The sequence below is a fragment of the Streptomyces sp. RLA012 genome (assembly GCF_056270325.1).
Genome location: NZ_JBWDPA010000002.1, coordinates 1,591,466 through 1,611,693 on the forward strand (window position 1 = coordinate 1,591,466; position 20,228 = coordinate 1,611,693).

Below are 20,228 nucleotides of genomic sequence, written 5' to 3' on the forward strand. Positions count from 1 at the left end.
TCCTCCTCCCCGGACGGCCGCTCCCCACCGCACCCCCGCACCCCCGCACCCCCTACGACAGGAGCACGACCCGTGCGTCTCATCCTGCGCAACCTGGGGTTCTATCTGCTCGCCTTCTGGGCTTCCCTCACCCTGAACTTCGTGCTCCCGCGCTTCATGCCGGGCGACCCGGTCTCCCGGATGTTCGCGCAGGCCCAGGGCACGATGCAGCCCGACCAGATAGCCCAGTTGCGGAAACTCTTCGGCCTCGACCACCGCCCCCTGTGGGAGCAGTACCTCAGCTACATCAAGAGCGTCTTCACCGGCGACCTCGGCATCTCCATCAGCCGCTTCCCCACCCCGGTCACCGACGTGATCGGCTCGCAGATCGGCTGGACCCTGCTCCTCGGTGGCGTCGCGCTCGTCATCGCGGCCGTGCTCGGCAACCTGCTCGGCATCGTCGCCGCCTGGCGGCGCGGCGGCGTCCTCGACTCCGCCTTCCCGCCCCTGCTGATCTTCGTCGGCTCGTTCCCCTACTTCTGGCTGGCCATGGGCGCGCTGTACCTGTTCGGGGTGAGCCTCGGCTGGTTCCCCATGCGGCACGCCTACGACGTCGGACTGACCCCCGGCTTCAACGGCGAGTTCCTCTCCAACGTCGCCACCCACCTGGTGCTGCCCGCGCTGACCATCGTGCTGGTCTCCATCGGCGGCTGGATGCTCGGCATGCGCAACACCATGATCGCCACTGCGGCCGAGGACTACATCACCATGGCCGAGGCGAAGGGGCTCAGCCCCTCGCGGATCATGTTCCGCTACGCCGCCCGCAACGCGCTGCTCCCCTCCGTCACCAACTTCGGCATGGCGCTCGGCTTCGTCGTCGGCGGCGCGCTGCTCACCGAGGTCGTGTTCGCCTACCCCGGCATCGGCTACCAGCTGCTGATGGCCGTCCAGGGCCTGGACTACCCGCTGATGCAGGGCATCTTCCTGACGATCACGGCGGCGGTGCTGATCGCGAACTTCCTCGTCGACCTCGTCTACGTCCGCCTCGACCCGCGCGTCCGCGTCCGCTGAAGGGGGCTACCGACATGACCGCCATCGAGATCGCGACGGCCACCACGCCGACCACCCCCGCACGCACCTCCCGCCGACGCGGACTGGTGCGCCGGCTCATCGACAGCAAGAAGGCGTTGACCGGTCTGATCCTGCTCGCCGTCTTCGCGCTGCTGGCCCTGCTCGCACCCGTCCTCGCACCGGGCGACCCGTCGCTCATCAACTCCACGGGCAGCCAGGCCCCCTCGGCCGCACACTGGCTCGGTACGACCGCCAAGGGTCAGGATGTGCTCGCCCTCACCCTGTGGGGTGCGCGCAGTTCGCTCTTCGTCGGGTTCACCGTGGGGCTCGTGGCGACGGGCGTCGCCATCGTCGTCGGCCTCGCCGCCGCGTACTTCGGCCGCATCGTGGACGACGCGCTGACCCTGGTCACCAACGTCTTCCTGCTGCTGCCCGGCCTGCCGCTGCTCATCATCCTGGCCGCGTTCCTGCCGCCCGGGACCTCCACCGTGATCCTGGTGCTCGTCGTCACGGGCTGGGCGGGCTCGGCCCGGGTCCTGCGGGCGCAGGCCAAGTCGATCCGGGGCAAGGACTTCGTGGCCGCGGCCGTCGTCACCGGGGAGCGCCCGCTGCGGATCATGTTCCTCGAGATCCTGCCCAACATGGCGTCCGTGGTGATGACCACGCTGCTCGGCTGCGTGATCTTCGGCATTGGCGCCCAGGCCGGCCTGGAGTTCCTCGGCCTCGGCGACAGCAGCGTCGTCAGCTGGGGCACCAACCTGTACTGGGCCAGCAACGACGGCGCGCTGATGACCGGCACGTGGTGGGCCTTCGTCCCCTCCGGACTGTGCATCGCGCTCGTCGCCTTCGCGCTCGCGCTGGTCAACTACGCGATCGACGAGATCACCAACCCGAGGCTGCGCAACCGCCGTGCCCGACGTGAGAGGAGGGGCTGAGCCATGGAACCCGTACTTGAGGTGAGCGGCCTGCGCGTCGAATACCGCAGCGACGGACGCACCGTCGTGGGCGCCGACGACGTCTCCTTCTCCATTGGCGCCGGAGAGATCTTCGGCCTCGCCGGGGAGTCCGGCTGCGGCAAATCGACCATCGCCAACGCCGTGATGCGGCTGCTGAAGCCCCCGGCGGAGATCACCGCCGGCAGCATCCGCTTCCAGGGCAGGGACGTCCTCGCCCTGGCCCCACGGGAGCTGCGCGCCTTCCGGTGGCAGGAGATCGCCATGGTCTTCCAGTCGGCGATGAACTCCCTCAACCCCGTCCTGACCATCGGCGAGCAGATCGTCGACATCTTCACCACCCACGAGAAACTGAAGAAGCGGCTCGCGCGGGACCGGGCCGGCGAGCTGCTTCAGCTGGTCGGCATCGACCCGGGAAGGCTGAAGGCGTACCCGCACCAGCTCTCCGGCGGCATGCGCCAGCGCGTGGTCATCGCCATGGCCGTCGCACTCCACCCCCGGCTGCTGATCATGGACGAGCCGACCACCGCGCTCGACGTGGTCGTGCAGCAGGAGATCATGGCGCAGATCCGCGGCCTCCAGCGGGAGCTGGGCTTCTCCATCCTCTTCATCACCCACGACATGTCCCTGATGATCGAGCTGTCGGACCGCATGGGCGTGATGTACGGCGGACGGATCGTCGAACTCGCCGACGCCAAGGACCTGTTCGCGGGGCCGCTCCACCCCTACACCGAAGCGCTGATGAACGCCTTCCCGCCGCTGACCGGCCCGCGCCAAGAGCTCACCGGCCTCTTCGACGCCCCGCGCACCGCCGACAGCTGCGGCTTCCACGTCCGCTGTCCCGAGGACCGCTCGGACTGCTCCATGAACATCCCCGACCTGCGCGAGATCGCCCCCGGCCGGTGGGTGGCCCAGAGTGCCCAGGGAGCCCCGCGATGACCCAGCCCCTGCTGTCCGTACGCGGTCTGACCAAGGACTTCCAGGTCGGCACCGTCTTCTCCCGGCGCCGCGTCCGTGCCGTCAACGACGTGTCCTTCGACCTGCCGGCCGGCCGGATCACCGCCCTGGTCGGCGAGTCCGGCAGCGGCAAGTCCACCATCGCCCGCTGCCTCGCCCGCCTCGAACAGCCCTCCGCCGGACAGGTACTGCTCGACGGCCAGGACATCCTGCGCACCGAGCCGCGCCGGGCATCACGGGCGTACCGCCGCAAGGTCCAGATGGTCTTCCAGGACCCCTTCGGCTCACTCAACCCCGTCCACCGCATCGAGCACTTCCTCACCCGGGCCCTCGTCCTGCACGGCCACTCCGCCACACCAGAGGCGCTGCGCGAGCTGATAAAAACGGTCGGCCTGACCGAGGACATGCTCCAGTCCTACCCGCACGAACTCTCCGGCGGCCAGCGTCAGCGCGTCTCCATCGCTCGCGCGTTGGCGGTGGACCCGCGCCTCATCCTTGCCGACGAACCGACGTCGATGCTGGACGTCTCCGTGCGCGTCGGCGTGCTCAACCTGATGCGGCGCCTGCGCGACGAGCGGAACATCGCCATGCTCTACATCACCCACGATCTGGGCTCCGCCCGCTACCTCGCGGACACCACCATGGTCATGTTCGCCGGCGAACTCGTCGAGGGCGGAGACGCGTTGGCGGTGATGGACGCCCCCGCCCACCCCTACACCCGCCTACTGCTGTCCGCCGTACCCGACCCCGAACGGGCCGGCGGCTACGACCCCGTCGAGCGCGCCAGGCTCCGCGAGGCGATCCTCAACCCCACGTCCTGTCCCTACGGCGACGACGGCGCGTGCAGCCGCACCGAGCCCGTCCGCCACATCGTCGGCGAGAACGACGGACAGCCCCACTGGGTGCGCTGCCATCTGCGCGCACCCGCCTCCGACATCGCCCGCCGCGTCCTGAAGGCCACCGACCGGCCGGACGGCGAGGCCACCGACGACACCGAGAAAGCGGAGACCACCGCCGCATGACCCACGACCTCACCCTCCCCTCCGGCAGCCACACCTCCGAGGGGCTGGCCGAACGCGCCCTGCGCGACCCCCACCGCCCCCGCTTCCACTTCACCTCGCCCGGCGGCTGGCTCAACGACCCCAACGGGCTGAGTCACTGGAACGGCGTCTACCACCTCTTCTACCAGTACAACCCGCTCGCCGCCGCCCACCACCGCATCCACTGGGGCCACGCCACCAGTACCGACCTCGTGCACTGGGCCGATGAGCCAGTCGCCCTGGTGCCAGGCTCGGACGGCCCGGACCGCGACGGCTGTTGGTCCGGTGTCCTGGTGGACGACGGGGGAGTGCCGACGCTCGTCTACTCGGGCAGGCACGGAGACCACGAACTCCCCTGCGTGGCCAGGGGATCGGCCGACCTGCGGTACTGGACCAAAGACCAGGCCAACCCGGTCATCACCGCCCCGCCCGAGGGCGTCGACATCACGGCCTTCCGCGACCACTGCGTCTGGCGGGAGGGCCGGGTGTGGCGCCAGCTGGTGGGCTCGGGCATCCGGGGCGCCGGCGGAACGGCCTTCCTGTACGAATCCGACGACCTGCGCAGCTGGCGCTACGTCGGCCCCCTGCTGACCGGCGACGCCTCGCAGAACCAGGGCGAGCTCGACTGGACCGGCACGATGTGGGAGTGCGTCGATCTCTTCCGGCTCGGCGAGGACGAGGAGGCCGGCAGCACCGACGTGCTGGTCTTCTCCGCCTGGGACGAGGGCACCACCCACCACCCCCTGTCCTGGACCGGCCGCTACCAGGGCGACACCTTCACCCCGACCGCCCTCCACCGCCTCGACTACGGCGGACGCTACTTCTACGCCCCCCAGTCCACTCGCGACGAGCACGGCCGCCGCATCATGTTCGGCTGGCTCCAGGAGGGACGGACGGACGAGGCGAACGCGCAGGCCGGCTGGTGCGGCGTGATGTCCCTGCCGAGGGTCGTCACGCTCGCCACGGACGGCGGCCTGCATCAGGCCCCGGCGCCGGAGCTGACCGAGCTGCGGCGGGAACGCGTGGAGGGGGCGCCGGGCCCGCTGACGGACGCGTACACCCCGCTGCACGCCGTGCGCGGAGACCAGCTGGACATCGAGACGACCCTGCGCCTCGCCCCCGGAGCCACCGCCCGGCTCGTGGTCCGCGAGACACCGGACGGCGCGGAACGCACGGTCGTGGAGGTGAGCAGGGCCCACGACGGAACAAACGGCACCCTCCGTCTGCACCGCGAGACCAGCAGCCTCGACCCGACCGTCGACACCGAACCCAGGTACGGCGAACTGCCGTTGGGCACCGACGGCCGGGTGGACCTGCGCGTCCTCGTCGACCACTCCGCACTGGAGATCTTCGCGAACGGGCGGCCCCTGACCGCCCGCGTCTACCCCACCCGCCCCGACGAAGCCGTCGGCGTCGGCATCGGTGCCGACGGCGACGTGGCCCTGGAGCGGTTCGACGCCTGGCAGATGGCGTCGGCCTTCACCGACAGACCCCGGCCGCTGTGGCCGTGACGGTCTTACACACGGCCACGGCCCGCGGGGTGGACGTCCCCCCGGGCCGTGGCCCACCCTCCCCTGCTCGCCTCAGGAGCTGCCATGAGCGTGTCCCGCCGTACCCTCCTGATCGCCGGAGGAACCGCCGCCACCCTGCTGCCTCTCGGAGGCATCCTCCCCGCAGCACAGGCCGCCCCGAGCGCCGCCGGAGCGACGCCCGCCGCCACCTCGATTCCCGACCCCATCCCCGTCACCGGCACCTGGACCCGCACCTCCGACGGCGGCCAGAAGGCGACCGCCGGCCGTCGCGGGCCCGCCCTCGCCCTGTCCGAGCAGCAACTCGCGGCCAAGGGCACGTACGCGGCCCGCGTCACGGCCCAATCCTCCTCCGCCGTAGGCGCGTTGGTGTTCCGGGCAGCCCTGGACGGCTCGACCGGATACGCGGTCGCCCTCGACCCCGGCCGCGCCCGCATACGGCTCTACGACCTGGCCGGCGGCGACACACTCGCCACCGCGCCGCTGCCGGGCGCGCGGACCGCAAGACCCTATGACCTCGAAGTGGCAGTCGACGGACCCGAGCTGACGGTGCATGTCGACGGCAAGCGGCTCCTCCACACCGAGGACCACCGCCACGACGCCGGCTCGGTGGGCCTGCTCGCCCAGGGCGGCACGGTCACCTTCGGCCCGCCCTCCCTCTCCTCAGTCACCACCAACCTCACCGGCTGGACCACGAGCGGTGGCACCTGGACGGCGAGTCCGCTGGGCTGGCGCGCGGCCCCGACCCAGAAAGCCACCGCCCGCGCCATCACCACGACCAAGACCTACGACACCGCGCTCCAGGCCGACCTGCTCCTGCACGACGCCTCCGCCATCGCCTCACTGCTGGTGCGCACCGACGCCACGGCCACGCGCGGTTACGGCGTCCAAGTCGACGCGGACCAGGGCACGCTGAGGCTCTACCGCATCGACGGCAACGTCACGCTCGGCACCTACGCGACCACCATCAAGGCCGACACGGTCTACCGCCTGCGCGTCGAAGCCGAACACGACGAACTGCGCGTGCACTGGCAGACCGACTTCCTCTCTCCCGACGGCTACAGCCCCGTCATCACCGCCCAGGACTCCACCCACACCAAAGGCCGACTCGCCGTCACGGCATCGGCCGGAGCGGTGTCCTTCGAGAACATCGCCGGGGCCGATCTCGCCACCGGCCTCCAGGGCTGGACGGCCCGCTCCGGCACCTGGACCCCCGACCTGCGCGGCATCCGCGGCGAGAACGGCCTGCGCACGGCCCCCTTCACCGACGGCGACCTGGTGGCGAGAGCCGACATCACACCCGGCGGCCCCTCCTCCTCGGCCGGCCTCGTCCTGCGCGCGTCCGCGAACGGCTCCGGCGGCTACGAAGCCCGCCTGGAAGCCGGCCGCAATGCCGTCGTCCTGCTGGACCGCTCTTCCGGCGCCCGCCTCGCCTCCGCCTCCGGCCCGGTCCGGCGCATCGCGTCCGGCGGCACCTATCGCGTCGAGGCCCGAGCGACGAGCAGGACGATCGAGGTGTACCTGGACGGCGTACGGGCGCTCAAGACCCGCGTGTCCCGAACCACGGGCGCCACCGTCGGCACCGCGGCCGCGCACGGGGCGTCGTACTTTCAGAATGTCGAGATCCGCAGCACCGCCGACTACTTCACCGAGCCGTACCGCCCCACGTACCACTACTCCCAGCTCACCGGCTCCACCAGCGACCCCAACGGCCTGGTCCACTACGACGGCGAATACCACCTCTTCCACCAGGACCAGGGCCGCTGGGCGCACGCGGTCAGCACCGACCTCGTCCACTGGCAGGCCCTGCCGATCGCCCTGCCCTGGAACGCCTACGGCAACTGCTGGTCGGGCTCGGCGATCGTCGACGCCGACGACACCTCCGGCCTCTTCGACGGCGGCTCGGGCCTGATCGCGTACTACACCAGCTACCACCCGGACAAGCCGGGCGGAAACGCCAGCGTGCGCATCGCCTACAGCAAGGACAAGGGCCGCTCGTGGCAGTGGCACGGCGGCTCGAGTCCGGCCGTGCAGAACCCGGGAGGCCCCGACGCCGGCTGGACCTTCCGCGACCCGAAGGTCATCCGCGACGAGGCTCACGACCAGTGGCTGATGGTCGTCTCCGGCGGCGACCACATCCGCTTCTTCACCTCCGCCGACCTCCTCACCTGGACCCAGGTCAGCTCCTTCGGCTACGGCGACTGGGCCACGCCCGGCGTCTGGGAGTGCCCCGACTTCTTCCCACTGCCGGTCGACGGCGACAAGGACAAGGTGAAGTGGGTCCTCACCCTGAGCACCGGTGCCGTACGCGCCACGAACGGCTCGGCCGCCCAGTACTTCACGGGTGAGTGGAACGGCACCGGTTTCACTCCCGACCAGAAGGCCGGCACGGTCCTGCGCGCCGACTCCGGCCGCGACTACTACGCCGCCATGTCCTTCTACGGCCTGCCCGACGACCGCCGCGTCTGGCTGGGCTGGATGAGCAACTGGGACTACCCCTTCAGCGCCCCGACCGGCGGCTGGAACGGCCAGCTGAGCACTCCCCGCGAACTGACCCTCACGGACACCGCCGACGGCGTACGCCTGGCGCAGCGACCAGTCCCGGAACTGGTCACGCTGCGCACGTCCACCACAACCCGCAAGAACCTCGCCGTCGGCCCCGACTCCGCGAACCCGCTCGAGGGCGTCCGGGGCATCGCCTACGAGATCGAGGCCGAGATCACCCTTGGCACCGCCACGGAGATCGGCTTCCGGCTCCGGACCGACGACGACGAGCACACGACAGTCGGATACGACGCCGAGGCGCAGGAACTGTTCGTGGACCGCTCGGCATCGGGCCTGAGCGACTTCACGCAGTACTTCACGGGCCGCACCACCGCGCCGATGAAGACGACCGACGGCCGCGTGACCCTGCACGTGTACGTCGACTCGTCCTCGGTCGAGGCATTCGGCGCGGACGGACAGGCCGCCGTGACCAGCCTGATCTTCCCCACGCCGGACGCCAGCGGCATGGCCTTCTACGCCAAGGGCGGCACCGCGCACATCGACTCGCTCAAGGTGCACAAGCTGGACAGCACCTTCCGCCTGGTGGATCGGGTGAAGCCGCTGGTGGCCGCCCCGACCGGCGGTGAATTCCGCTCGGACCTCGGCAAGTTGACGATCACCCCCGCCGGCCGCTGGTCGACGGACAGCGCGGGCCGCGCCGGAAGCTTCGACAAGGACTCCAACGCGATCTCGTCCCGCACGGCGGCGGACTTCGACCTCACCACCCTGGTCCGGCTCGGCGGCTCCGACCCGGACACAGGCGGCGCCCTCTCCCTCCTCTGGCGCGCCTCCTCCGACGGCACCGATGCCTACTGCCTCAACATCGACCCCGACCTACGCGTGATCCGCCTGGTCGCCAAGGCCAACGGCTTCTTCGACGACGGCGCCGCCCTCGCCCGCGTCCCGGCCCTGGTCCGCCGCGGCACGACCTACCCCGTCCGCATCCTCACCGAGGGCGACCGCATCCAGGTGTTCCTCAACGGTGAGCGGATCATCGACGTGACGGACACGACGTACATGAGCGGACACATCGGCCTCAACGTGTTCGGAGGGAGGGCGGCGTACCAGGACACCTACGCGAAGGAGCTGTGACCGCCGGAATACCTCGCCAGGAGAGTTACTCCTCGTCCGGTTCATCACGCTCGGGCGGCTGGTCGTAGGCGCTCAGGAGCCCTTCGCATCGTGCGCGCCAGCGCAGCCGATCTCACTGCGAGGCCGCGCCGGAGCGCTCCGGCGCGGCCTCGTGGTCTCACGGCTCCGCACAGAGGTCCCGTCAGGATGGTTCCCGGCGGGGCTTCGCCGTATCACAGCCCCTATGAGCGGGGTCCTGGCTGTAGCTGTTTGACCAGGTGGAAGACCGCCCGGGCCGCCTCACGGCTTCCCAGTTCCTGGCCCGATTGCGTATCTCCCAGTACCACCTCCCCCGCAGGGCGACGACGACGGGTCTGCGGAGCAGGCGGCGTACTGGACAGGGTCGAACTGGACATGCCCGTTCCCCTTTCCGGTCCGACGGCGCGTCGCGTTGCCGGTACCGGGCCGCGTCGGGCGGTCAGAATCGTGAGGACGCCACAACGAACGGCAGGCCCCCATCGGGACACATCCCGCCAGCCCGGCACCGACAACGCACCATCCCCGGCCAACAGCCGACACTGCGAAATTCAGACGCTCCGGTCAGAGATGTAATGATTCAGACCCCATACCCGGGACAGCACCCACTGATCCTCCCAACCGTCGCACCATCACCGCCCGGAAACAGGGAACATGCTCAGTCCCAGCCCTTGGGGCATCGTGGATCTGACACCGGCCGATCGTTCGCGACCGATTCGCAACAGGTGACCGAGCAGCAGCGCTGCTCGCGGCGGACACTCGATGCGCTCGCAGACGCCGTATCCGTATGAGCGGCACCTGGTCGGCGGAGCCTTACCTGTCACATTGCTGTCACCAACACCGTCGACGCACCCGGACCACAAAGGCCAAACCTACGCGAAGGGCGTCGATCTGGACCACGTGGACGTCAGAAGACGGTTCTGCCTACCTGTGCCATGTGGGACCGTCACAGCTCACGACGAATGGCCACCACCGCACGCGGCCACGGCGAGCGGATTGTCGCTCTACACCAGCGGCGTGCCGGATTCGGCGTACAGGGCGGTATCGGCCAAGGGCTATGTCACACCAGAGTGCGAGCGGATGCAGTAGGCGGCACCCCCTGTTTTTTCGGCTCCGACTGCTGCGTGGCGCCGGGCGACCACCCAGCCCGAGGGAACCGCATCGGTCAAGATCCGGACCATTCCCGGGCCAGCAATCCTGCCAAAGCCGCGACGGGCGCTGTTTGCGCTGGTCAGCGATGCGCTGCCTCTGTACCACCAGCAGACCAAGAATCTACTCGTGCCCTCCCGAGCCGCCGCCATTGGCGCGCGGACAAGGGAAACATGCTGATCAGGGTGCCTCCGACAGGCGTGGTGGTCGCGTGTGGTCGCACGCTGAGGATGTCAGGCCCTTCTCCGCCTCCTGGAGGCGATCGCCATGCGTACCAGCGTCGGCTGCGGCCGTGTTTACCGCCGCTGTGGCTGCCGGGACACCCACCGTCACCAGATAGGTGCCCGCTGCCCTCATCTGCTCGCCGACAGCACCCACGGGACCTGGACCTTCGCCGTCGACGTTCCCGCCCCGGACCACCGCAGGTCGACGGTACGCCGGGGCGGCTTCGCCAGTCAGGATGCGGCCGAAGAGGCATTGCGACGGTTTCTTGAGGGTGAGGCCGGCGGTTTCGACGCGGACCCGAACCAGACCGTCGCCGACTACCTGAACGCGTGGCTGGCGGCAAAGGCGCTCGTGCTGAAGCCGACCACGATGGCTCGATACCGCGACTATGTCCGCAACGACCTCGTCCCGGCGTTCGGAACCCTCAAGCTCGACCAGCTCGCCCACCGGCACATCGCGGCCTTCGTCACCAGCCAGCTCGCCGCCGGCCGTGGCCGCACCACCCTCTACCGGTGTCTCGCCGCCCTCTCCAGCGCGCTCGGTGACGCCGTCCGCCAGCATCGCCTCCCGCACAATCCGGCTTCTCCGCCACTCCTGCGCCGGCCGCCGTCGCCGGAGCGCCGGATCTGGACCGCGGAGGAGGCCGCCCGCTTCCTCACCCACTGCCACCGAGCCGATCCCGAGATGGCCGATCTGTTCAAGGTCCTCATCGGCACCGGGATGCGCAAGGGCGAGGCCCTCGGACTGCACTGGGACGACGTCCACCTCGACCAAAGCGTGCTCTATGTGCGCTGCACGCTCTCCGCCATCGACAACAACCATCTCGTGATCACCACGCCAAAGACCCGGTCAAGCAGAGGCTGGGTCGCCATCTCACCCCGCGTCGCCGCCGCCCTCCGTCATCGGGCACGATCAGCTCCCCGGACCCGCGGAGATCCCAACAACCCGTTCGCCGGGCTCGTCTTCTGCCGGCGCGACGGCAGCCCGCTCGGACCGCATCTGGTGCTCGACCGGCTCCGCCGGCTGTCCGAGGAAGCCGGTGTCTCCCGGGTCACGGTCCACGACCTGCGGCACCTCGCCGCCACGATCACGATCACCGCAGGTGTTCCGCTCACCGTGGTCTCCAAGACGCTGCGGCACTCCACCCTGTCGACCACCGCGAACCTCTACAGTCACCTCACCCAACAGGCAGCCCGCCAAGCCGTCGACACCATCGACCACACCCTCACCAGCGCAGAACGCACTGACCGGCTCGCTAACCGACCGGCGTGGCTGCGACCACCACGCGACCACATCCACCGCCTCCGCGAAGCCCTCCGTCGGCTCCGCTCCCCCGCACCACCCGCCACCAGCACCACGGCGAGCCAACCCCGGCCCGGGCGTGCGACCACACTGCGACCGGCCACACCCCCGAACGCACGAAAGGCCGCCCTCCCATAAATGAGAGAACGGCCTCCGACCTGCGTTTCCGCATGGTCGGGACGACAGGATTTGAACCTGCGACCCCTTGACCCCCAGTCAAGTGCGCTACCAAGCTGCGCCACGTCCCGTTGCCCGTCTGACCTGGGATTTCCCCTGACCGAACGTGCACGGAAACAATACCGCACTCGGGCCGGTGGCCGCGCACTCGTTTATACGGGGCCGACACGGGGCGCGTCTGTGGGGCGCGTATGCGGGGTCGACACAGGGCGTGGTTCGAGGCTTGACCTGAAGTTTGGTTGAGGTTGCACGATCGTCGGTATGACGACCACCGCGGAACGCCTCCACACGTACACGGACCTGCCCCGCCTGATGGGGCTCATGACCGGTGACGAGAAGCACGGACCGGCGGCGACGTCCACCATGGACGTGCTGTGGGTGCTCTACGACCGGGTGCTCAGGGTCGGGCCCGGGCGGATGGACGACCCGGAGCGGGACCGGTTCCTGCTCTCCAAGGGGCACGGGCCGATGGCGTACTACGCGGTGCTGACGGCCAAGGGCTTCGTGCCCGTCGAGTGGCTGCCGGAGTTCGGCTCCTACGACTCGCCGCTCGGGCACCATCCGGACCGGATCCTGGTACCCGGCGCCGAGATCGGCAGCGGTTCACTGGGCCACGGGCTGCCGATCGCGGTCGGCACCGCGCTGGGCCTGCGGGCGCAGGGGCTCGACGAGCCGCGGGTGTGGGTGCTGATCGGCGACGCGGAGCTGGACGAGGGCAGCAATCACGAGGCGATCGCCCACGCCGGGCCCGCCGGTCTCGACCGGCTGCACACCGTCGTGATCGACAACTCCTCCGCCGGCCACGCCCGGCCCGGCGGTATCGCCGCCCGGTTCGAGGTGGCGGGCTGGTCCTCGGTGACCGTCGACGGCCGTGACCACGAAGCGCTGTACGCCGCCTTCACCGCACCCCACCCGGGCCGCCCGCACGTCGTCGTCGCCCAGGTCGAGCCGAAGTCCGCCTGAGTCCCGCCGGCCGGCCTCCCCAGCGCCGCCCCCGTCACCCGTATCTCTGGAAGGACACGACATCCCATGGACACCATGGAAACCATGCGCGACCGGTTCGTCCCCGTCGTCTCCCGGCTGCTCGGCGAGAACCCGAGGGTCGCGGTCGTCCTCGCCGAGATCGGCAAGGACGGCTTCGAGGAGGCCCGGCGCAGGCATCCGGAGCGGGTGATCAACGTCGGAATTCGCGAACAGCTCCTGGTCGGGACGGGCGCCGGCCTGGCACTGACCGGGCTGCGGCCCGTCCTGCACACCTTCGCCTCCTTCCTGGTCGAGCGGCCCTTCGAGCAGGTCAAGCTCGACCTCGGCCACCAGGGCGTGGGCGCGGTGCTGGTGAGCGCGGCCGCGTCCTTCGACTGGCCCGCCGGAGGTTTCACCCACATGGCACCCGGCGACGTGGCCCTGCTCGACACGCTGGACGGCTGGACCGTGCACGTCCCGGGCCACCCGGACGAGGCGGAGACCCTGCTGCGGCACGCGGTCGCCGCCGGGGACGACAAGGTGTACGTGCGCTTGTCGGCACAGTCCAACGCGTGGGCGCTCCCCGTCGACGGGGCCCGCTTCCGCACGGTCCGCGAAGGGCGCGCCGGGGTGGTCGTCGCCGTCGGGCCGATGCTCGACGCGGTCCTCTCCGCCACGGAGGGGCTCGACGTCACCGTCCTGTACGCGACCACCGTCCGCCCCTTCGACGCGGCGACGCTGCGCCACGCCACGGCGGGGGCGGGCACCGACGTCGTCCTCGTCGAGCCGTATCTGGCCGGTACGTCCGGCGCGGCCGCGGGCGACGCGCTCGCCCACGTACCCCACCGCGTCCTCGGCCTCGGCGTCGGCCGCCGTGAGCTGCGCCGGTACGGGACGGTCGACGAGCACCTGACCGCGCACGGCCTGGACGCGGGGTCCCTGCGGGAGCGGATCGGCGGCTTCCTGGGCGCCCTCGGCCATGGGTGAGCGGCCGCACCGGCCGGAGCGCTCCGCCGTCGTACGGCTCAGCGGCCGTCCCGGCGTGCCGGTTCGCGCGCTGCCGCGGCCGTACGGGGCTGGGGTGCGGACGGGTCGACGCGCACCAGGTCGCGTACGGCGGGCACGCAGAGCAGGGCCGTCGAGACGACCAGGCTCATCGCGCCGGCGATCAAGAGGACATGGTCCGCGCCGAGGGCCGTCGCGGCCGGTCCCGCCAGGGCCTGGCCCACGGGCATCATCGCCAGGGAGCCCGCGACGTCGTACGCGTGAATGCGGTTGAGGACGTCGGGGGCGACCTGCGTCTGGACGCTGGTCGCCCACATCACGCTCCAGAACGACATGCCCGCCCCGGCGATCGCCGCTCCGGCGGACATGGCCGGCACCCCGAGCCCCGCCCCGACGGACGCCGGGAAGAACACGAAGGCGAACAGGGCGATCGAACCGGCGCGCAGCATACGCCGGGGACGCAACCGCAGCGCGATGAGACCGCCGACGACCGTACCGGCGCCGAGGGCCGAGTTGAGCAGGCCGTAGGCGCGCGGGCCGTGCTGCTGGACCACCTCCGTCGCCACCAGGGGGACGGTCGGGCCCCAGATGGAGATCATGTACACACACCAGACGACGATGACGCTCCACAGCCAGGTCCGGGACCTGAACTCCCGCCAGCCGACCGCGAGATCGGCCTTGAAACCGTCGCTGTGCGCCTGGCTTCCGGGCGCGGCGGGGGGAAGTCGGAGCAGGAGCAGACACAGGGCGCTCAGCGCGTACGTCGCGGCGTGGGCCACGAAGACGCCGCCCGCCGAGGAGAACGCGACCAGCAGACCGGCGAGGGCGGGGCCCGCGAGCTGGGCGGCGGACTCGGCGATCCGGATCGCGCCGTTGGCGCCCTGGACGTCGGTGGCGAGGCGCGGCACCGTGCTGGCGACGCCCGGCTGGAAGACGGCACCCGCCACGCCGTTGACGGCGCCGATCACGCAGATCTGCCACAGGACGACATGGCCGGCGAAGAAGAGCCCGGCGGCGAGGGACTGGGTGACCAGCCGCACCAGGTCGGCGCCGATCATCAGTTTGCGGGTGCTGAACCGGTCGGCGATGACCCCGCCGAAGATCACCAGCCCGGCGAAGGGGGCGGCCGACGCGGCCATCGCCAGGCCCAGCGCCCCCGCTCCGTACCCGTGCTGGAGCAGTCCGGCGGCGAGCGCCACGGGCAGCATGGTGTCGCCGAGCCGGGCGAGGGCCCGTGCGACGAAGAACAGCGCGAAGTCCCTCGACCAGACGGTCCCGAGGCCGGTCATCGTGGCCACGTCACGGGGGTGCGGAGCCGCGGGCGTGTGGGCGGACCGGCCTGTGGGCCGGCGCGTCGAGCCCCGGGGCCCGGGACCGGGGGACGCACCGCGGTCGCCGACCGGGCGCCGCACATGGTGGACCCGGTCCTTGGCGTCCTTGGCGTCCTTGGCGTCCTTGGCGTCCTCGGCGCTGGGAGACGCGACGGACCGCTTCCCCGCGGTGCGGCGAACCCCGTCCGGCACGGCCCCCACGGCCGACACGGTCTTGAAGGTCGACGCGGTCTTCACGGCCGACCCGATCTCCACCGCGGGCACGTCCGGCGCGGTCTCCAAGATCGGCACGGTGTCCACGGCCGACGCATCCGACGCGTCCGGCGGGGTCGCCACGACGGGCGTATCCGGCACGGCCGCATCAACCACATCGGTCACATCGGTCGCATCGGTCGCATCGGTCACGTCATCCGGAACGGCCTCCGCGACCGCCCCGTCCGGTGCACCGGACGTCCGGCGTTCCGCGCTCCCGCCGCCCGACGGCCCGGTCCGGGGCGGCTTCCCTCCCGGTGCCGTCTCGTACACGCCCGTGCCCCCCACCCGCCCCACAGCTCTCCCGCCGACTCGGGCGCCCCGATCTGCACTCCTGTCCCCGGATCATGCCACGGGGCACCGGCAACGCCGGGTGAAATCTCAGCCGACCGCCGGAAGCCCCAGCTCCGGGTAGGAATCGATCAGTCTGGGCGGGGCCGCCTGGCGCCAGGAGTCGGCGAGGATGTCGCGGAGTTCCTCGCTGTTCTCCAGGGCCGCGAGCCGGACCCGGACCCAGGCGAAACCCGCCTCGTGGTCGGCGATCCAGAACTTCTCGGGCTCCGCCAGGACGAGTTCGTCGCGCTCCTCCTTGGGGCAGCGCACCGCGATGGACGTCTCCTCCTCGGGCAGCGTGGCGAACATCTTCCCGGCGACCCGGAAGGTGGGCATGCTCCAGGCGGTCTTCTCCGTCGCGTCCGGCAGGGAGAGGGCGATACGTCGTACGTCTTCGGCATCCGGCATGAGACGCACCGTAGCCAATGGCACTGACAGTCACCCCAGGCTCCCCCGCTCCCCGGCTCCCCGGCTCCCCGGCTCCCCGGCCCAGGATGGTCGATGATTGAACCAGCTGCTATCGGACCGACACTGACCGTAATATTTTTCGAACCTCGACTGCACGTTCGCGCCCCCGTGAGCGCTTCATGGGTGGAGGCGGATGGTGCCTCTGGTGCCGGGGTGGGGAAACGGCACCTGGAAACAGAACTGGTACAGGGGAGGACCCCGTGCAGCAGAGCGCTGCCGCGTGGTTGTTCGAGATCGCGCTTGCCCTGAGGGTGTTCGGCCCGGACATGGTCCGTGGCTGCCGCCGGCTGCTGACGGCCGGCGTACGCATCGGCATCACCGGCCTGACAGGCACAGGCGCAGGCGCAGGCGCAGGCACCCGCGCCCCGTCCCGTTGCAACGAGCCCTCACGGGACGTCCCGTGAGCGGCGACGGCGGCCCCGAGGAGACCGGCGGGGCGGTGGGCGCGCCGCGGGTGGTACCCATCGACCAGTGGGATCCCCCCGCGCAGATGGCGTACTGGGGTTTTCACCATCAGCGCCGCCACGACTACATGCGCTACGCCTATCTGCAGCTCGGCTCCGACGCCGACGCGGAGGAGGCCGTGGACCTGACGTTCGACCAGGTCATGGACCGCTGGCCGCAGATGCTGCGGATGGAGAACCTGGAGGGATACGCCTGGACGATCCTCAAGCGCCGCATCATCGACATGCACCGCAGGCGCCGCCGCCGACCGGAGCTGCTGGAGACCGCCGCCTTCGAGGCCGCGCTGGCGGACCCGGCCGAGGATCCGTACGACATGCTCACCGACGCCATCGCCCTCTACGTCGCCGTGGGCGCCCTGAGCGAGCGTCAGCGCGACGCGATCCTGCTCTACTACGGCATGGGTTTCACGGCCGCCGAAGCCGCCGTGCTGATGGGCAACGAGGAAGCCACCGTCCGCTCCCAGCTCCGTACCGGACGCAGACGCCTCGCCACCCTGCTCAGACTCCGCTGCCCGGAGCACTCCGACGGGAGGAACCCCTGATGAGCACCCTGCCGTCCGACCACCGCACCGTCGACGACCTGTTGGTCGGGGCCCGCACGCAGGATCGTTACGCCGACTACGACCTCGCGGCCGCCGAAGCCCGCCTGCGCAGCCGTCAGGCGGCCCGGCACCGCCTGCGTACCCCCGAGGCCGCCGTCGCCCGGGTCGTGTGGACCATGCCCGAGGACGACCGCGCCCCGGACGCCGACCGCGCGTGGTGGGACCTGAACGCCGTCAGCCTCCTGGTGCTGTTCGGACCGGACGCCGACCGTCATCTGAGCAGGTTCATCGACAGCCAGTACGCCGACAAGGCCGGCGCCCTGGTCTTCGCGTGCCTGCTGCACGTGGCGGGCGACGGCAACGGCGCGCGTTTCTGGTGGCGTTTCGCGGCCGGGGTCGGCCACCAGGTCGCCGAGTACTGCCTGTTCCTGGAACACGCCCACAGCGGCGAGTACCAGGACGCCGACCACTGGCGCACCCAACTGGTGCGCGAGCACTTCGAACCCACCTACATGTGCGGCGACCGCGTCACCGCGCCCCTGGTCAACCCACCGCTGATCGACCACGTCCATCCGCACATAGCCCGCCCCCACCACCCCGAGATCGGCACCGTCCCGCTCCCCCGGCCGCCGCTCGTGAAGGAGCTGCGCCGGCTCACCTCACGGCTGTAGCGTCACTCCACCGTCGCGGCCTGCGCCAACGCCTCCAGCACCGGGCGGATCAGCGGATGCCCCTCCGCACCCCGGCGTACGGCCGCGAAGACCCGGCGCGTGGGCGCGACGCCGTCGACCGGGCGCACGAGCACCCCCGTGAGGTCCATGCCGCGCAGGGCCGAGCGGGGCACCAGAGCGACGCCCGCGTCGGCCGAGGCGAGGGCGACGACGGCACGGAAGTCGTCCGAGGAGTGTTCGAGCCGGGGCTGGAACCCTGCGTTCTCGCAGGCCAGGACGACCACATCGTGGCAGGGGTTGCCGGGGTAGGGGCCGATCCACGGGTCCTTCGCCAGTTCGGCGAGCGGGACCTCGGCGGCATCGGCCAGCCGGTGGCCGACCGGGACGACCGCGTCGAAGGGCTCGGCGTACAGGGGTACGGGGGTGAGGCGCGGGTCGTCCGCGTCGGGGGCGCCCCGGTACTCGACGGCGACCGCGATGTCGACCTGCCGGTCGAGCACCATCGGCAGGCTGGCGTCGCCCTCGGCGTCCTGGACGCGGACGTGGATGCCGGGCGCGGTACGGGCGAGGCGGGCCAGTGCGGGGGCCACGACCAGGCCGATGCCGGTCGCGAAGGAGGCAACGGTGACCGTGCCCGCCGAGCCCGAGCTGTACGCGGCCAACTCCGCCTCGGCGCGCTCCAGTTGGGCCAGGACCTCGTTGGTGTGGCCGAGCAGGATCTCGCCGGCGGGTGTCAGCCGTACGCCCTTGGCGCCGCGCTCGACGAGCCGGTGGCCGGTCTCCTGCTCCAGCGCGGTCAGCTGCTGGGAGACGGCCGAGGGGGTCAGATAGAGCGCGGCGGCCGCCGCCGTCACCGTGCGGTGGTCGGCCACCGCACGGAGGATGTGGAGCCGCCGCGCTTCGATCATGTGACCGATTCTCTCAGGTCACCGGCGTGCGTCAGCCCGCGAGCTCCGCGCGGGCGGCCACGAACGCGTCCACCGCCCGGTTCACGTCGTCCGTCGAGTGCGCGGCGGACAGCTGGACCCGGATCCGGGCCTTGCCCTGCGGGACGACCGGGTACGAGAAGCCGATCACATACACCCCGCGCTCCAGGAGCAGTTCCGCCATGCGCCCGGCGACGGACGCGTCGCCGATCATGACGGGGGCGATCGCGTGGTCGCCGGGGAGGATGTCGAAGCCCTCCGCCGTCATCCGGGAGCGGAACAGCGCGGTGTTCTCGGCAAGCCTCTCGCGCAGGTCGTCCGCCGACTCCAGGAGGTCCAGGACCTTCAGGGAGGCCGCCGCGATGACCGGGGCGAGCGTGTTCGAGAAGAGGTACGGACGCGAGCGCTGGCGCAGCAGGGCGACGATCTCGGCACGGGCGGCGACATAGCCGCCGGAGGCGCCGCCGAGTGCCTTGCCGAGGGTGCCGGTGATGATGTCGACGCGGTCCATGACGCCGTGCAGCTCGGGGGTGCCGCGACCGCCGGGTCCGACGAAGCCGACGGCGTGCGAGTCGTCGACCATGACCATGGCGTCGTAGCGCTCGGCGAGGTCGCAGATCTCCTTCAGGGGCGCGACATAGCCGTCCATCGAGAAGACGCCGTCGGTGACGATCAGCCGGCGGCGGGCGTCGGACGCGTCCTTGAGCTGAGCCTCCAGGTCGGCCATGTCACGGTTGGCGTACCGGAAGCGGCGTGCCTTGGACAGCCGGATGCCGTCGATGATCGAGGCGTGGTTGAGGGCGTCGGAGATGACCGCGTCCTCGGCGCCGAGGAGGGTCTCGAAGACACCGCCGTTGGCGTCGAAGCAGGAGGAGTACAGGATCGTGTCCTCCTGGCCGAGGAACGCGGACAGGCGCGCCTCCAGCTCCTTGTGCACCTCCTGCGTACCGCAGATGAAGCGCACGGACGCCATGCCGTAGCCCCAGCGGTCGAGGGCCTCGTGGGCGGCGGCGACGACCTCGGGGTGGTCGGCGAGACCGAGGTAGTTGTTGGCGCAGAAGTTGAGGACCTCGCCGGGGCGGCCGCCCGCGGTGACGCTGACGGTCGCGGACTGCGGGGTGCCGATGACGCGCTCGGGCTTGTGCAGACCGGCGGCGCGGATCTCGTCGAGGGTGGCGCGGAGGTCGTCGCGCACGGAGTCGAACATCTGGGGGCTCCTAGAGGGTTACGCGGGTCGGGG

The 20,228-nt window shown here is 71.0% G+C and carries 16 protein-coding genes and 1 tRNA gene; 12 read left to right on the top strand and 5 right to left on the bottom strand.

Annotation, left to right across the window (positions count from 1 at the left end; translation table 11 throughout):
• Positions 1 to 72: 72 nt before the first annotated feature.
• From RV986_RS07575 to RV986_RS07605, 7 genes are all read left to right on the top strand, one after another.
• A complete protein-coding gene (locus tag RV986_RS07575) occupies positions 73 to 1,050 on the top strand; it encodes an ABC transporter permease (RefSeq protein WP_393076285.1) in 978 nt (325 codons plus the stop codon).
• Positions 1,051 to 1,064: 14 nt separating this feature from the next.
• A complete protein-coding gene (locus tag RV986_RS07580; protein WP_475916643.1) occupies positions 1,065 to 1,985 on the top strand; it encodes an ABC transporter permease in 921 nt (306 codons plus the stop codon).
• Positions 1,986 to 1,988: 3 nt separating this feature from the next.
• The gene (locus RV986_RS07585; protein ID WP_475916644.1) at positions 1,989 to 2,942 is read left to right on the top strand and encodes an ABC transporter ATP-binding protein; all 954 of its coding nucleotides are present in this window, start codon (positions 1,989 to 1,991) and stop codon (positions 2,940 to 2,942) included.
• Positions 2,939 to 3,982: an ATP-binding cassette domain-containing protein gene (locus RV986_RS07590; RefSeq protein WP_475916645.1), complete on the top strand. Its 1,044-nt coding sequence runs from the start codon at positions 2,939 to 2,941 to the stop codon at positions 3,980 to 3,982. Before RV986_RS07585 ends, RV986_RS07590 begins: the two co-directional genes overlap by 4 nt.
• Positions 3,979 to 5,511: a glycoside hydrolase family 32 protein gene (locus RV986_RS07595; RefSeq protein ID WP_475916646.1), complete on the top strand. Its 1,533-nt coding sequence runs from the start codon at positions 3,979 to 3,981 to the stop codon at positions 5,509 to 5,511. The genes RV986_RS07590 and RV986_RS07595 overlap by 4 nt, the downstream gene beginning before the upstream one ends.
• A gap of 84 nt (positions 5,512 to 5,595) precedes the next feature.
• The gene (locus tag RV986_RS07600) at positions 5,596 to 9,165 is read left to right on the top strand and encodes a glycoside hydrolase family 32 protein (protein ID WP_475916647.1); all 3,570 of its coding nucleotides are present in this window, start codon (positions 5,596 to 5,598) and stop codon (positions 9,163 to 9,165) included.
• 1,431 nt (positions 9,166 to 10,596) lie between these two features.
• Positions 10,597 to 11,994 (top strand): tyrosine-type recombinase/integrase, encoded by a 1,398-nt coding sequence (locus tag RV986_RS07605; RefSeq protein WP_475916648.1) that lies wholly within the window; start codon positions 10,597 to 10,599, stop codon positions 11,992 to 11,994.
• 33 nt (positions 11,995 to 12,027) lie between these two features.
• On the opposite strand, the gene RV986_RS07610 is transcribed toward RV986_RS07605, so the two are convergent.
• Positions 12,028 to 12,104, bottom strand: a tRNA-Pro gene (locus tag RV986_RS07610).
• A gap of 190 nt (positions 12,105 to 12,294) precedes the next feature.
• Here RV986_RS07610 and RV986_RS07615 point away from each other — a divergent pair.
• On the top strand, positions 12,295 to 12,996 hold the full coding sequence (locus RV986_RS07615; RefSeq protein WP_475916649.1) for a thiamine pyrophosphate-dependent enzyme: 702 nt from the start codon (positions 12,295 to 12,297) through the stop codon (positions 12,994 to 12,996).
• Positions 12,997 to 13,071: 75 nt separating this feature from the next.
• Positions 13,072 to 13,983 carry a transketolase family protein gene (locus RV986_RS07620; RefSeq protein WP_475924208.1) on the top strand — a complete coding sequence of 304 codons (912 nt, stop codon included), beginning with the start codon at positions 13,072 to 13,074 and terminating at the stop codon, positions 13,981 to 13,983.
• A 38-nt stretch (positions 13,984 to 14,021) separates the two neighbouring features.
• On the opposite strand, the gene RV986_RS07625 is transcribed toward RV986_RS07620, so the two are convergent.
• Entirely contained in the window at positions 14,022 to 15,290 is a 1,269-nt protein-coding gene (locus tag RV986_RS07625; RefSeq protein ID WP_475924209.1) for an MFS transporter, read from the bottom strand.
• Between the two features lie 675 nt (positions 15,291 to 15,965).
• Positions 15,966 to 16,325: an MmcQ/YjbR family DNA-binding protein gene (locus tag RV986_RS07630; RefSeq protein ID WP_475916650.1), complete on the bottom strand. Its 360-nt coding sequence runs from the start codon at positions 16,323 to 16,325 to the stop codon at positions 15,966 to 15,968.
• Between the two features lie 260 nt (positions 16,326 to 16,585).
• Between RV986_RS07630 and RV986_RS07635 the strand changes: the two genes are divergently transcribed.
• From RV986_RS07635 to RV986_RS07645, 3 genes are read left to right on the top strand one after another with little or no spacing between them, the layout of a single operon-like run.
• On the top strand, positions 16,586 to 16,789 hold the full coding sequence (locus RV986_RS07635; protein ID WP_475916651.1) for a hypothetical protein: 204 nt from the start codon (positions 16,586 to 16,588) through the stop codon (positions 16,787 to 16,789).
• A complete protein-coding gene (locus RV986_RS07640) occupies positions 16,786 to 17,391 on the top strand; it encodes an RNA polymerase sigma factor (RefSeq protein ID WP_475916652.1) in 606 nt (201 codons plus the stop codon). Before RV986_RS07635 ends, RV986_RS07640 begins: the two co-directional genes overlap by 4 nt.
• Complete coding sequence (locus RV986_RS07645) at positions 17,391 to 18,062, top strand: hypothetical protein (protein ID WP_475916653.1); 672 nt, start codon at positions 17,391 to 17,393, stop codon at positions 18,060 to 18,062. Before RV986_RS07640 ends, RV986_RS07645 begins: the two co-directional genes overlap by 1 nt.
• Positions 18,063 to 18,064: 2 nt before the next feature.
• Here RV986_RS07645 and RV986_RS07650 read toward each other — a convergent pair whose 3' ends face one another.
• Together RV986_RS07650 and RV986_RS07655 are read right to left on the bottom strand one after the other, a co-directional pair.
• Positions 18,065 to 18,970, bottom strand: a complete 906-nt coding sequence (locus RV986_RS07650; RefSeq protein WP_475916654.1) for a LysR family transcriptional regulator — start codon at positions 18,968 to 18,970, stop codon at positions 18,065 to 18,067.
• Positions 18,971 to 19,001: 31 nt separating this feature from the next.
• The gene (locus RV986_RS07655) at positions 19,002 to 20,195 is read right to left on the bottom strand and encodes a glycine C-acetyltransferase (protein ID WP_475916655.1); all 1,194 of its coding nucleotides are present in this window, start codon (positions 20,193 to 20,195) and stop codon (positions 19,002 to 19,004) included.
• Positions 20,196 to 20,228: the final 33 nt, after the last annotated feature.

Excerpts from the sequence above, each read along its gene's own strand:
- RV986_RS07655 (WP_475916655.1), bottom strand. The coding sequence starts at position 20,195 with ATGTTCGACTCCGTGCGCGACGACCTCCGCGCCACCCTCGACGAGATC.
- RV986_RS07590 (WP_475916645.1), top strand. The coding sequence starts at position 2,939 with ATGACCCAGCCCCTGCTGTCCGTACGCGGTCTGACCAAGGACTTCCAG.
- RV986_RS07600 (WP_475916647.1), top strand. The coding sequence starts at position 5,596 with ATGAGCGTGTCCCGCCGTACCCTCCTGATCGCCGGAGGAACCGCCGCC.
- RV986_RS07625 (WP_475924209.1), bottom strand. The coding sequence starts at position 15,290 with ATGACCGGCCTCGGGACCGTCTGGTCGAGGGACTTCGCGCTGTTCTTC.
- RV986_RS07605 (WP_475916648.1), top strand. The coding sequence starts at position 10,597 with ATGCGTACCAGCGTCGGCTGCGGCCGTGTTTACCGCCGCTGTGGCTGC.
- RV986_RS07650 (WP_475916654.1), bottom strand. The coding sequence starts at position 18,970 with ATGATCGAAGCGCGGCGGCTCCACATCCTCCGTGCGGTGGCCGACCAC.
- RV986_RS07585 (WP_475916644.1), top strand. The coding sequence starts at position 1,989 with ATGGAACCCGTACTTGAGGTGAGCGGCCTGCGCGTCGAATACCGCAGC.
- RV986_RS07630 (WP_475916650.1), bottom strand. The coding sequence starts at position 16,325 with ATGCCGGATGCCGAAGACGTACGACGTATCGCCCTCTCCCTGCCGGAC.
- RV986_RS07645 (WP_475916653.1), top strand. The coding sequence starts at position 17,391 with ATGAGCACCCTGCCGTCCGACCACCGCACCGTCGACGACCTGTTGGTC.
- RV986_RS07580 (WP_475916643.1), top strand. The coding sequence starts at position 1,065 with ATGACCGCCATCGAGATCGCGACGGCCACCACGCCGACCACCCCCGCA.
- RV986_RS07615 (WP_475916649.1), top strand. The coding sequence starts at position 12,295 with ATGACGACCACCGCGGAACGCCTCCACACGTACACGGACCTGCCCCGC.
- RV986_RS07595 (WP_475916646.1), top strand. The coding sequence starts at position 3,979 with ATGACCCACGACCTCACCCTCCCCTCCGGCAGCCACACCTCCGAGGGG.
- RV986_RS07620 (WP_475924208.1), top strand. The coding sequence starts at position 13,072 with ATGGAAACCATGCGCGACCGGTTCGTCCCCGTCGTCTCCCGGCTGCTC.